Here is an 11149-nt window from a genome sequence, read left to right as displayed (position 1 = left end):
TTTAAAAAACAACAAGCAAGGATGATCAAGATGAAATTACTACCTAAGTTAGTGGGCCGTACTGTAATTGGCGCCTCTGCATTAGCTGCCAGTGCGACAGCAATTGCTCAAGGCAATCCAGCTGCCAATGTAGGATGGAGTACAGGTGCAATAGTTGCTACTGTCGTAGTAATTGCCGTAATCGCAGCTCTGATTGTTACGACAGTTAATACCAATGATGATAATTATAATGGTTAATTTGTAAGATTTATCTCAGAAATTTTTGTTATGGCTCATACCACGCGTTCTCCTTGGCAAATTATGTACGCATCGGTATGTGCCATAGTCATTACAGAAATTCAAAAAAAATTCCTTAAAACCATTAATTCCCAACGCTCTTTCTCATTTTTTTTAATCGTTTTAGAACCACTCATTCATGTGGCTATATGGATGTTACTCTACTGGTTTATTGCAAACGGTCAATTAACTCCAAAGTCCATGCCGATCTCATTATTTGTTGTCTTAGGGGTTATGCCATTTTTACTTTTTCGTACGGTGTTAGGTAGCTCAAAAAATTGCATTAAGAGTAATAAAAATTTTTACGTCTTTCGGCAAATTAAGCCAATTGATCCAATAATTGCATTGTTAGTCAGTGAGCTTTTGGTCAGCGCGTTAGTGTTTGTTATTTTATTAGCTGGGTTTAGTTGGTTTGGCGTGCTTTGGCGAAATTATGCGTTTAGTTATTGGCTATTAAACCTCTTTTCATACGCTTTATTGTTGTTGGGGCTTTCGCTCATTTTTGCTGTAACCTGTTTTTTCTTTAACTTTATGAAAATTATCTTAGATATCATTTTACGTTTATCCTATTTATTCTCCGGTATTTTTTTTAGTGCAGAATCTTTGCCTCAGCCTGTTCGAGACATTATGCTCTATAACCCCATGTTTCAATTTATAGAATTATCTCGTGAAACGTTTAAGCCCACGAAGTCCTATCTGGCGTATGGCTCATCCAGCTATTTATTATTGGTCGCTGCGATTGCTCTGACTTTAGGGTTAGGCCTTTATTTGGCTTTTAGCAAACGAATCATGATTGAAATTGAGCAAAAATGATAGAAGTAGCCCATCTATGTAAACATTATATCGTGCAGGGAAAAAGAAAAACGATTTTTGATAACCTATCGTTTAAGATTAATTCTGGCGAGCGAATTGCTTTCATGGGAAAAAATGGAGTTGGAAAGTCCACACTTCTTCGACTTTTGTGTGGAATTGAAAAACCGAACCGTGGAACAATTCACTTGACCAGCAGCCTTTCATGGCCAGTAGGGGTTGCTGATAACCTGATCCCTAATTTAACAGGGAAGGAAAATGTGAAATTTGTGTGTCGATTGTTTGGAATAAAAGGCTTAAGTGTTAAAGAGAAAATTGATTACGTAAAATCGTTTTCGGAAATTGGGCACTATTTTGATTTACCCGTTCAAACGTATAGTTCTGGAATGCGTTCACGACTAGCATTTGCCTTATCGATGGCATTCGATTTTGACTTTTATATTGTTGACGAAGCCTTTGCTGTAGGGGATGTTCGTTACAAGCAAAAATGTCAGGAAGCTTTTGCTGAGAAGGCAGAGCGTAAAGGCATTATTATGGTTTCACATAGCATTAGCATCATTCGGGAATTTTGTGATCGAGGAATATTGTTTCAAGAAGGGAAAATCACTGAGTCTCAGGATGTTGAGGAAATTATTAATTTATACGCTTCGCAAGAGTAGGAAGTTGAAGTGCCCCCGTAAATGGGAAAGTCCCGGGCTGTCTTTTGATCACATCTCTACCTACGCTACACGGCTTGACCGCTGGACTAGATTTTCAATGATGTGTAGAAGATTCAGGAAAATGGGGAATAGCCCGAACCTCTTTCGGTTCGAACCCTTTCGGGATAGCACCATTGTAAAGGGGATAAGGTATCTACTTTCGATTGTTTTTACTTTTTTGCTTTTAAGGTGATGTAGTTGGTTCCATATTCATACGTGGAGTTTGGATTAGCAGAAGGATTGATTCGTCAGTCGCTTTCGCTTCTTCCTCACCCCTTCGGGGCGCACTGCGTGCGTCCAAAATGCTCCGCCGCGCTTCGCGCTCTTCGCTGTGCATTTTGTCGAACCTCTTTCGGTTCGAACCCTTCCGGGATAGGAGTGATGTACCGGGTTTATTGTATCGGCTTTTGATTTGTTTTATTTGTAGTGATGAAATTGGCGCGCCCGGAAGGATTCGAACCTCCGACCTCCTGGTTCGTAGCCAGACACTCTATCCAACTGAGCTACGGGCGCGTGTTCGTGGCGGAGAGAGAGGGATTCGAACCCTCGATGGGCTTTTGACCCATACTCCCTTAGCAGGGGAGCGCCTTCGACCACTCGGCCATCTCTCCAATCAATGGACGGGAAGTATATCAGGTATTCCCTACTCGTCAACTCTAGAAAAGCAATTTACGTGTAAATTTTAAAAAATTTATAATCACTGTTTAAATTCATTGCTGAATGAAGGGTGTTGAATCTCAAGAATAAAAAAGATGATTATAATTTCCAAAAAGTTATATTTACTGCTATCTTTAAGCTTGAAAAAAATAATGAGTATCTAAGTTTATAATTAAATTATAGAGCGCGTGGTCACTCATAGCGAAATAACCTGCCAGAGCCGGTACTCCCTAAGTAAAACTTACCCGTAGGGAATTTCTTTTGGTACCGGAAAAGAAGCTACTGAGTTCAAACACACCGAAATAGGATTAGACTTTAAAACATAGCGTTCTATCGCTGTGTGCAATCAGGAGGAGTGATGAAACAAAAGTCAAACATAAGCGGTCGCGAAGTCTATGTGGTCGACGGTAGCCGCACACCATTTTTAAAAGCAAAAGGAGTAGGTCCTTTTTCAGGATCTGATTTGGCAGTTGCGGCCGGTGCGCCACTCTTAAACCGCCAGCCTTTTTCTCCTAAAGATTTAGATGAAGTAATTATTGGGTCTGCAATGCCTGGGCCTGATGAGGCAAATATTGCCCGTGTAGTTGCTCTGCGGTTAGGTTGCGGTGAAAAAATGCCAGCCTTTACCGTGATGAGAAATTGTGCTTCGGGCATGCAAGCGATTGATAACGCAGCCATTCAAATTGCAAATGGAAGAAGCGATCTCGTTCTTGCTGGTGGAACCGATGCTATGAGTCATGCTCCATTATTATTTAATCAAAAAATGGCGGAATGGTTATCTCAATGGTATTCAGCGAAAAGTTTTGGACAGCGTGCCAGTTTGCTGACCAAATTTAGACCTTCTTATTTGGCTCCCGTCATTGCGCTTTTAAGAGGTTTAACAGATCCCATTGTAGGATTAAATATGGGGCAAACCGCTGAAAAGCTTGCCTACAAATTTAAAATTTCTCGTGAAGAAATGGATGAATATGCGGCCCGAAGCCATCATCGTATCACAGAGGCCTATGAAGAAAATAGGATGCGTGAAGTCGTCCCTATGGTGGATAAAAAAGGTAAGTTGTATTTAAAGGATGACGGCATCCGAGAAGATACTTCTGTGGAAAAGCTCGCTAACCTTAAGCCCTTTTTTGACAAAAAGTACGGTATGGTTACCGCGGGTAATAGCTCACAAATAACAGATGGCGCAGCACTTTTATTATTAGCAAGCGCCGATGCTGTTAAGAAATATAAATTACCAGTGTTGGGCAAAGTAGTTGACTCCCAATGGGCGGCATTAGATCCAGCGCAAATGGGACTGGGTCCTGTACATGCGGCAACGCCTATCATGCAGCGTCATAACCTAAAAGCGAACGATCTAGATTGTTGGGAAATTAATGAAGCATTCGCAGCTCAGGTGCTAGCTTGCCTTAAAGCATGGGATGATGAGGAATATTGTAAAACTCAATTAGGGCTTAAAAGCGCGTTTGGAGCACCGTCGCAAGATATCTTGAATAAAGACGGAGGTGCAATAGCAGTTGGACATCCTATTGGTGCAAGTGGGGCCAGAATTGTTTTACATCTTCTAGAAAGCTTACAACAAAGCAAAGGAAAACAAGGGATAGCAGCCATTTGTATTGGCGGCGGCCAAGGCGGAGCGATGTTATTAGAACGGGCTACAGAGGTAAATGGACATGACTAAAATAAAACATTGGGAACTAATTAAAGACTCTGACCATATTCTATGGTTAGGATTTGACCGAAAAAATGAGTCCGCAAACACCATTAATGATGAAGTGCTTGATGAGCTCAATAACTCTATACAAGAGATATCTCAAGACTCAGAGGCAATAGGTCTTATTATTTACTCACTTAAACCAAAAGGATTCATTGCTGGAGCAGACGTGAATGAGTTTTCTGGCATAGACGACCCAGCTAAAGCCGTTGATTTTCTTCGCAAAGGGCAAACTGTTTTTTCCCGAATTGAATCATTAAAAATTCCGACGGTAGCCATGATTGATGGTTTTTGTATGGGAGGTGGGCTTGAGTTAGCGCTAGCCTGTGATTATCGCCTAGCAACTGATAGTGATGAAACGCGTTTGGGATTACCTGAAGTAAAATTAGGGATTCATCCTGGTTGGGGTGGGACAGTACGACTTCCTAAGTTAATTGGTGGCTTTCATGCGTTATCTGAGGTTATTCTACCTGGTTCTGCACTGCGCGCATCAAAAGCTAAAAAACTAGGCTTTGTTGACGATGTGGTGCCTCTACGGCAATTGAAGCGTGCTGCTGTCTATTTTATTAAAAATAAGCCCCCTAAGCATCGACCTAATTTCTTACAATCAATGAGCAACTATGCCTGGGCTAGAACTTTGTTGGCTAAAGTGTTTCGCAAACAATTGGAGAAAAAAGTTCGTAAAGAGCATTATCCTGCACCCTATGCAGTGGTTGATTTATGGGAAAAAGAAGGAAGTCTTGGTGAACGTGCTTATCTGAAAGAAGCTGACTCTGTTGAGCAATTGGTGACCAAAGGGGATACTGCCCAAAATTTGATACGCTTATTTTTATTGCGAGAACGGTTAAAAGGGTTTGCTAAAGAAAGTAATTTTAAAGCAAGTCACGTTCATGTCATTGGTGCGGGGGTAATGGGAGGAGATATTGCAGCTTGGTGTGCTTTAAAAGGCTTGCACGTCACATTAGAAGATAAATCCATGGAACGAGTTGCTCCTGCTATTGGTCGAGCACATGATTTATTTAAAAAACGATTAAAAAAATCACGCCCAGTTCAAGCTGCTATGGATCGCTTGGTGGCTGATCCTGAAGGCCATGGAGTTGCTCGTGCAGACGTTATTATCGAAGCGGTATATGAAAATTTGGACGTGAAGCAAACCATCATGAAAGAGGTGGAAGCTCGAGCAAAGCCTGATGCGATAATCGCAACTAATACGTCTAGCATTCCTTTGGACGAAATCAGTGAGGTAATGAAAAAACCACAGCGTTTAGTGGGAATTCATTTCTTTAACCCCGTTGCAAAAATGGAATTGGTTGAAGTGGTTCGTAGTAAACAAACTGCAAAACAAGTTGAGCAACAAGCTTGTTCTTTTGTCGGGCAAATAGGACGCTTACCTTTACCCGTTACTTCAAGCCCTGGATTTTTGGTGAACCGGGTGCTCATGCCTTATTTGATGGAGTGTGTGCAATTGCTTGATGAAGGATATCGTGGTGAAGTGATTGATAAAGCGGCAACTTCCTTTGGTATGGTTATGGGGCCGGTTGAACTAGCCGATACCGTTGGCATGGATGTTTGTCTGGCAGTTGCAGAAAATTTAACTGAGCATTTTGGTGGTACTGTTCCACAAAAACTTCGTGATATGGTCAAGGAAGGGAAGCTTGGGCGTAAATCAGGAGAAGGGTTTTACCAGTGGAAAAATGGTAAAGCCATCAAGGAAAAAGTTTCTAGCCATAGCAGTGAGAAAGAAATTGCTAATCGCCTGATTTTACGTATGGTCAACGAAGCTGCAGCCTGTTTGCGAGAAGGTGTGGTAGCCGATGGTGATTTACTCGATGCGGGTATGGTATTTGCCACAGGTTTTGCTCCTTTCAGAGGAGGTCCAATACACTATGCCAACCAGTTTGGCCGAGATCAGCTAAATGAAATGTTTCGCAAACTTGAAAAGCAATACGGCGAGCGTTTTAAGGCGGATACCAGTTTATAATTTGAAGAGAATGGGTTAGGGCAAACCTAACCCATTACTTAAACCTGCCATGCAATTATCCATATTTTCTTTCTTTTCGCTTCTACTTTTGGCTTTTCCAGCTTATGCCGATCTATATGTTTTACCGGATAAAGGCAATGAAGTGGGGGAAAAACAAGCCGTACAAAGTTTTCCTGGCGAGCTTTTAACCGATGTTGCTATCCGTTATAGAATGGGATACAACGAGTTGAGATGGGCCAATCCCCAAATTGATACTCAAAACATCATACCTGCTTATTCGCGTATCCTACTTCCTACTCGATATACATTACCTAATACACCTCGTAAAGGCATCGTGATAAACCTCGCTAATTACAGGCTTTATTATTTTCCAGACGAAGGTAATACTGTGATGACTTTTCCGGTTGGGATAGGCCGAGATGGCTGGAATACGCCTACTGGAAAAACAAAAATTATAGCTAAGGAAAAATCCCCATCTTGGCGACCAACAGAAAATATAAAGCAATACGCAGCAAAACAGGAGGTTTTAATGCCAGATTTATTACCTCCTGGCCCAGGTAATCCGCTTGGAGACTATGTTTTACGATTAAATTGGCCCACTTACCTTATCCATGGGACTAATCATCCTGAAGGCGTTGGTAGAAAAGTAAGCGCAGGTTGTATCCGAATGTACCCTGAAGATATAGAGATATTATTCGATTATGTAACCGTAGGAACACCAGTAACCATAATTAATCTAAGACAATAATTGGGTATTTATTAATGCGATGTTCGACTGTAAAAGGAAAAAAAATTAATCGAATGCTTTCTCTTGGATTCAGCATTTCGACAAAGGTGATATAGTCCTTGAACCACTAAAATGACTATAATACTTCCTACTATATCAATTGGATAATGCCATCCTAAAAGCACACAAGAAATAGCTAACATGATATTAAGTGGCAATAAAAGAGCAAAAGCCAAATGCCATCCGCGTATTAGATATTGGCAATACCATGCCCAGATAATATGAAATGAAGGAAACGCGATCATACCTCCTTCATACGTAGTAGGTTGAATGTAATTATGAATTTGATAAAACTTAAACCCAGTAGCCAGTTGAGCCTGATAAAAATTAGGGCTTTCGATTACACTGGCGGGGGCCGTCGTTGGGAAAAAATAGTAAATAATATATCCAATGACAACGCTCATGATCATTTGAAAATAGAATTCTCTAGCACGTTTAGTTTGACCAGTTACAATAATCACTAAAGGTAAAAACGCAAGCTGTAAACTCAGCGTGTCGTAACAGTAGGCTAAAAATTCTTTAAAAACAGGGTGTTGGCTTGTCCATGCAATTATTTCTTCCAAGTTGATATGCAGTGCAGTCTCAAAATCCATGATGTGCTCATCAATAGGATTAAATGGAGTAAATTGCACAGCAGTCGAAGCAAGAGAAATTACCACCAACACTAGATAAAAAAAGAAAACCTCTTTAAAAATATTGGTTAATTTTTTATGGACCCCAAATTGCAGCGCACTCCCTGTCCAGCAGAAAATAAGAATGATCCCAACCGCTATCGTATTGGTATTAATGTAGGTATTGCCTGGATATTGATAAAATAATTGATTAACCAATAATGCGATAATGGATAGCATTACAAGCAGTGTTCCTGCAAATAGGTTACAAGAAAAAAGCTTGTTTTTCATAGGTGATATTTCATGACTCTTGGATTTTTTCTTTTTGCTTTATCGCGCGATAAATTTCTTCGCGATGAACATTGATGGAGCGAGGAGCATTAACGCCAAATTTTATATTACCGTGCTCTTGCGTTTTAAAGGCGACCAATTTGACCACTTCACCTTCTATGTTAATGACTAATGGATCTTCGAAAGGAATTTGAATAATACGCATGATAAAAACCTCGTTATTTTTTAATGAGTTATATCGTAACATCATTTTAAATGCAATCGAAACCCTAAGTTTACCTAATAAAATGGCCAGTGATTGAATAAACTCATCAAAAAATTGCTCATTACGACTAATTGAGGTATGATTGACCGATTTTTTAAAACCTTGTCTTATCGCCTTACCCGCGGAAGACTATTATCCATAAGGAGCAAACATGAGACATTATGAAGTTGTCTTTTTGGTGCACCCTGATCAAAGCGAACAAGTGCCTGCTATGGTTGAACGCTATGAAGGGATCATCACGAAAGAAAATGGCGTTATCCATCGTAAAGAAGACTGGGGTCGCCGTCAGCTGGCTTATCCAATTAATGACGTTCACAAAGCGCATTACATTCTAATGAATATTGAATGCAATCAAGCCGCGATTGATGAGTTGAAAAAAGCGTTCAAGTTTAACGACGCCATCTTAAGAAATCTAATTCTTAAGAAGAAAGAAGCGGTTACTGAAGAATCCGTTATGATGAAAAAAGATAAAGAAAGTCGTGCGGCTTAAAGGAGAAACATAGAATGTCAGCTTATTTTCGCAGAAAAAAAATGAATCGTTTTGCGCAAGAAGGTGCAAACGAAATTGATTATAAAGATGTTAATTTGTTAAAAAACTACATCACCGAAACTGGAAAAATCGTACCTAGCCGAATTACCGGCGTCCAAACTCGCTATCAGCGCCAGCTTGCAATAGCAATTAAGCATGCTAGGTTTTTAGGATTGCTTCCATACTGTGATAGACATAAGTAATTGTAAGCAAACATGACCAGGCTGAGTAAAATCATTGCTGCTCAGGGAAAATTCCTGTTGGAGAATTACTGGCACGCATTTTTGTGTGCCTTAGTTTTTTCTTTGCTTCCCTATGCTGCATGGCTTTCCTCGGTGTTAATTGCATTAGTCACGTTACGCAGGGGTGAACGAGAAGGCGGGGTTATTTTACTCGCCGTATTAATTGCCCATACTATATTTTCAGTTGCTTATCTACCAGCAAACGTGGCCGCAGCGCAAACGGCTCTTTTTTTTATACCCTGTTATGTTGCGGCATTTTTGTTGCGTATAACCAAAAGCTGGCGTGCTGTAGCTGCCGGTTTGTTTGTACTCGCAATGATGATGGTGTTCGTTGTTCAGTTGTTTATGCCAAGCGTTATCGCAGCGCAATTTCAATTGTTCAAAATGATCTTAAAAGAGCTTAAGGCAGATACTCATCTGTTAGAGTTGGTTAGGATTGATCCATTGTTTGTAGCGAACATTCTGTTTGGTATTCAAACAACTGTTATCGTGCTTTCTGCGGTGATTTCGCTCATGGCTGCACGTTGGCTGCAATCATTGATTTATTATCCTGGTGGATTTGGCTGGGAAATGCGAAATTTCCGAGCCGATAAAATAGGACTTTTTTTATTGGGAATCGTATTGATTGCTGCTTATTTTGACATGGTATTAGCAATCAATCTTCTGCCTTTATTAATGTTCTATTTTGTTATGGCTGGTTTGAGTTTGGGTTATAATTTATTAGCCCAGAAAAAGCCACTTGGAACGTTTTTTTTGTTGATTACACCGGTCATATTTTTGCCCTATGTAATGTTGCCGTTTTATCTTGTATTTGGTTCATTAGATAGTTTATTTAACTTTAGAATATACCTTGCAAAGCGTGCAAGGAAATGAATGAGGGGTTATTGAGATGGAAGTAATTTTATTAGAAAAAATTAGAAATCTTGGGAATTTAGGTGATAAAGTTGCTGTAAAAAGCGGGTATGGAAGAAATTATCTAATTCCTCAAGGCAAAGCAGTTTTTGCAACCGCTAAAAACATAGAAGAGTTTGAAAAACGCCGTGCAGAACTTGAGAAAAAAGCTCAAAAATCGTTGGCTGAAGCTGAGCAACGTGCGGCTAAGCTGAATGACATTACATTAGAAATTTCCGCTCAAGCTAGTGATGAAGGAAAGTTGTATGGTTCAATTGGGGTAAATGAAATTACCGAAGCCTTGAAAGAGCGCGGTCATGATGTTAGCAAGCGAGAAGTGGTCATGCCAGAAGGCCCTATCCATTCCACTGGCGAGTATGTGGTTCAAGTACAGCTGCATAGTGACGTGATGGCTAATTTAAAAGTAGAAGTGGTTCCTGCAAAATAAAACGATTCTGTACTCCCGCGGCAAAGCCGCGGGGTCTTAATCTTTGAGTGCTGATCAACTATGTTCGACCCACGTTCTTAGAAGTCTTCTAATTTTACAACAGAGTATGCGGGTTCTTCATAAGGATGCGCCTGCTTAAGTGTCTCAATGGCTTGCCTAATCAGTTTATCCGGGCATAGCATTTCAACTTTATACTCGGAAACATACGTCAACTCACCTGATTCTCCAATCGCAGGATTTGCTCCGACTAATGGTCGAAATTGTCCTTGGCCCAAGCATTGCCAGCAGGCTAAATCATAATCACCTTGCTTGCCGGCACCGATGTTAAATAGAGCATTTTTTACTTCTTCAATATGACTTTCTGGTACATAAAACGATAAACGATAATTCATTATTCTTTCCACTTAATATTGCAACCAAGGCTTGGTTTCTGATCCTTCGAAACCGGCTCACCTGCTAGCAAAGAGTCTAAGGCAGAACGTATAGAACTACCATCTGGCTTGATTGTGTTGCCAGGTCTAGAATCATCCAGTTGGCCTCGATAAACCAATTTTAACTGATCGTCAAAAACGTAAAAATCGGGCGTGCACGCGGCTTGATATGCTCTGGCGACTTCCTGTGTTTCATCAAATAAATAAGGAAAAGAATAGTTGTTCTCTTTAGCCGTTTGGATCATATGCAAAGGGGAATCATCAGGATAATTTTCAACGTCATTGGAGTTAATGGCAATAAAATTAACGCCTTTCGGTTGATAATCATTTGCTAGACGGGTGAGCTCATGATTCACATGCTTAACGTATGGACAATGATTGCAAATAAACATGATGACAGTAGCATGAAGGCCTTGGTAATGTTTAAGGCTAATCTTGGACCCACTAATGACATCCGTTAATGTGAATTCAGGGGCTTCAGTGCCAAGCTCCACCATGGTTGACGGGGTTCTAACCATATC

14 protein-coding genes and 2 tRNA genes are annotated in these 11149 nt (G+C 40.4%); 10 read left to right on the top strand and 6 right to left on the bottom strand.

The window, feature by feature from the left end:
* Nucleotides 1-30: 30 nt before the first annotated feature.
* From E1O41_RS01215 to E1O41_RS01205, 3 genes are read left to right on the top strand one after another with little or no spacing between them, the layout of a single operon-like run.
* Nucleotides 31-237 carry a hypothetical protein gene (locus E1O41_RS01215; RefSeq protein ID WP_131775483.1) on the top strand — a complete coding sequence of 69 codons (207 nt, stop codon included), beginning with the start codon at nt 31-33 and terminating at the stop codon, nt 235-237.
* A gap of 30 nt (nt 238-267) precedes the next feature.
* The gene (locus tag E1O41_RS01210) at nt 268-1089 is read left to right on the top strand and encodes an ABC transporter permease (RefSeq protein ID WP_131775482.1); all 822 of its coding nucleotides are present in this window, start codon (nt 268-270) and stop codon (nt 1087-1089) included.
* A complete protein-coding gene (locus E1O41_RS01205; RefSeq protein WP_131775481.1) occupies nt 1086-1745 on the top strand; it encodes an ABC transporter ATP-binding protein in 660 nt (219 codons plus the stop codon). The genes E1O41_RS01210 and E1O41_RS01205 overlap by 4 nt, the downstream gene beginning before the upstream one ends.
* A gap of 475 nt (nt 1746-2220) precedes the next feature.
* Here the strand turns inward: E1O41_RS01205 and E1O41_RS01200 are convergent.
* Both E1O41_RS01200 and E1O41_RS01195 read right to left on the bottom strand, forming a co-directional pair.
* A tRNA-Arg gene (locus E1O41_RS01200) sits at nt 2221-2297 on the bottom strand.
* A gap of 7 nt (nt 2298-2304) precedes the next feature.
* Nucleotides 2305-2395 (bottom strand) — tRNA-Ser (locus E1O41_RS01195).
* A 404-nt stretch (nt 2396-2799) separates the two neighbouring features.
* Between E1O41_RS01195 and E1O41_RS01190 the strand changes: the two genes are divergently transcribed.
* Genes E1O41_RS01190 through E1O41_RS01180 form a run of 3 tightly spaced genes read left to right on the top strand, consistent with a single transcriptional unit; the run spans nt 2800 to nt 6881 of the window.
* The gene (locus E1O41_RS01190) at nt 2800-4119 is read left to right on the top strand and encodes an acetyl-CoA C-acetyltransferase (RefSeq protein WP_131775480.1); all 1320 of its coding nucleotides are present in this window, start codon (nt 2800-2802) and stop codon (nt 4117-4119) included.
* On the top strand, nt 4112-6133 hold the full coding sequence (locus E1O41_RS01185; RefSeq protein ID WP_131775479.1) for a 3-hydroxyacyl-CoA dehydrogenase NAD-binding domain-containing protein: 2022 nt from the start codon (nt 4112-4114) through the stop codon (nt 6131-6133). Before E1O41_RS01190 ends, E1O41_RS01185 begins: the two co-directional genes overlap by 8 nt.
* 49 nt (nt 6134-6182) lie before the next feature.
* Complete coding sequence (locus E1O41_RS01180) at nt 6183-6881, top strand: L,D-transpeptidase (RefSeq protein WP_131775478.1); 699 nt, start codon at nt 6183-6185, stop codon at nt 6879-6881.
* Between the two features lie 11 nt (nt 6882-6892).
* Here E1O41_RS01180 and E1O41_RS01175 read toward each other — a convergent pair whose 3' ends face one another.
* Complete coding sequence (locus E1O41_RS01175) at nt 6893-7822, bottom strand: phosphatase PAP2 family protein (RefSeq protein ID WP_131775477.1); 930 nt, start codon at nt 7820-7822, stop codon at nt 6893-6895.
* Between the two features lie 10 nt (nt 7823-7832).
* Nucleotides 7833-8027 (bottom strand): carbon storage regulator, encoded by a 195-nt coding sequence (locus tag E1O41_RS01170; protein WP_131775476.1) that lies wholly within the window; start codon nt 8025-8027, stop codon nt 7833-7835.
* A 211-nt stretch (nt 8028-8238) separates the two neighbouring features.
* Between E1O41_RS01170 and rpsF the strand changes: the two genes are divergently transcribed.
* Genes rpsF through rplI form a run of 4 tightly spaced genes read left to right on the top strand, consistent with a single transcriptional unit; the run spans nt 8239 to nt 10197 of the window.
* Nucleotides 8239-8577, top strand: coding sequence for a 30S ribosomal protein S6 (gene rpsF, locus E1O41_RS11885; RefSeq protein WP_131775475.1), 339 nt, complete (start codon nt 8239-8241; stop codon nt 8575-8577).
* A 14-nt stretch (nt 8578-8591) separates the two neighbouring features.
* Nucleotides 8592-8819, top strand: coding sequence for a 30S ribosomal protein S18 (rpsR, locus tag E1O41_RS11880; RefSeq protein ID WP_131775474.1), 228 nt, complete (start codon nt 8592-8594; stop codon nt 8817-8819).
* Nucleotides 8820-8831: 12 nt separating this feature from the next.
* Entirely contained in the window at nt 8832-9731 is a 900-nt protein-coding gene (locus E1O41_RS01155; RefSeq protein ID WP_131775473.1) for a hypothetical protein, read from the top strand.
* Between the two features lie 16 nt (nt 9732-9747).
* Nucleotides 9748-10197, top strand: a complete 450-nt coding sequence (rplI, locus tag E1O41_RS01150) for a 50S ribosomal protein L9 (protein ID WP_131775472.1) — start codon at nt 9748-9750, stop codon at nt 10195-10197.
* A 77-nt stretch (nt 10198-10274) separates the two neighbouring features.
* On the opposite strand, the gene E1O41_RS01145 is transcribed toward rplI, so the two are convergent.
* Nucleotides 10275-10589, bottom strand: a complete 315-nt coding sequence (locus E1O41_RS01145; protein ID WP_131775471.1) for a YqfO family protein — start codon at nt 10587-10589, stop codon at nt 10275-10277.
* The gene (locus tag E1O41_RS01140) at nt 10589-11146 is read right to left on the bottom strand and encodes a thioredoxin family protein (protein WP_131775470.1); all 558 of its coding nucleotides are present in this window, start codon (nt 11144-11146) and stop codon (nt 10589-10591) included. Before E1O41_RS01140 ends, E1O41_RS01145 begins: the two co-directional genes overlap by 1 nt.
* Nucleotides 11147-11149 lie beyond the last annotated feature (3 nt).

The sequence above is a fragment of the Legionella impletisoli genome, assembly GCF_900639875.1.
Classification (GTDB): Bacteria; Pseudomonadota; Gammaproteobacteria; order Legionellales; family Legionellaceae; genus Legionella_A; species Legionella_A impletisoli.
Note: the sequence above shows the minus strand (reverse complement) of the source record. Positions and strands in the feature narration are given on the sequence as shown.

What these genes read in the sequence shown, in the direction of transcription:
- E1O41_RS01185 (WP_131775479.1), top strand. Translation starts at nt 4,112, where the DNA reads ATGACTAAAATAAAACATTGGGAACTAATTAAAGACTCTGACCATATT.
- rpsF (WP_131775475.1), top strand. Translation starts at nt 8,239, where the DNA reads ATGAGACATTATGAAGTTGTCTTTTTGGTGCACCCTGATCAAAGCGAA.
- E1O41_RS01210 (WP_131775482.1), top strand. Translation starts at nt 268, where the DNA reads ATGGCTCATACCACGCGTTCTCCTTGGCAAATTATGTACGCATCGGTA.
- E1O41_RS01190 (WP_131775480.1), top strand. Translation starts at nt 2,800, where the DNA reads ATGAAACAAAAGTCAAACATAAGCGGTCGCGAAGTCTATGTGGTCGAC.
- E1O41_RS01140 (WP_131775470.1), bottom strand. Translation starts at nt 11,146, where the DNA reads ATGGTTAGAACCCCGTCAACCATGGTGGAGCTTGGCACTGAAGCCCCT.
- E1O41_RS01175 (WP_131775477.1), bottom strand. Translation starts at nt 7,822, where the DNA reads ATGAAAAACAAGCTTTTTTCTTGTAACCTATTTGCAGGAACACTGCTT.
- E1O41_RS01205 (WP_131775481.1), top strand. Translation starts at nt 1,086, where the DNA reads ATGATAGAAGTAGCCCATCTATGTAAACATTATATCGTGCAGGGAAAA.
- E1O41_RS01170 (WP_131775476.1), bottom strand. Translation starts at nt 8,027, where the DNA reads ATGCGTATTATTCAAATTCCTTTCGAAGATCCATTAGTCATTAACATA.
- E1O41_RS01215 (WP_131775483.1), top strand. Translation starts at nt 31, where the DNA reads ATGAAATTACTACCTAAGTTAGTGGGCCGTACTGTAATTGGCGCCTCT.
- E1O41_RS01155 (WP_131775473.1), top strand. Translation starts at nt 8,832, where the DNA reads ATGACCAGGCTGAGTAAAATCATTGCTGCTCAGGGAAAATTCCTGTTG.
- E1O41_RS01180 (WP_131775478.1), top strand. Translation starts at nt 6,183, where the DNA reads ATGCAATTATCCATATTTTCTTTCTTTTCGCTTCTACTTTTGGCTTTT.
- rplI (WP_131775472.1), top strand. Translation starts at nt 9,748, where the DNA reads ATGGAAGTAATTTTATTAGAAAAAATTAGAAATCTTGGGAATTTAGGT.
- rpsR (WP_131775474.1), top strand. Translation starts at nt 8,592, where the DNA reads ATGTCAGCTTATTTTCGCAGAAAAAAAATGAATCGTTTTGCGCAAGAA.
- E1O41_RS01145 (WP_131775471.1), bottom strand. Translation starts at nt 10,589, where the DNA reads ATGAATTATCGTTTATCGTTTTATGTACCAGAAAGTCATATTGAAGAA.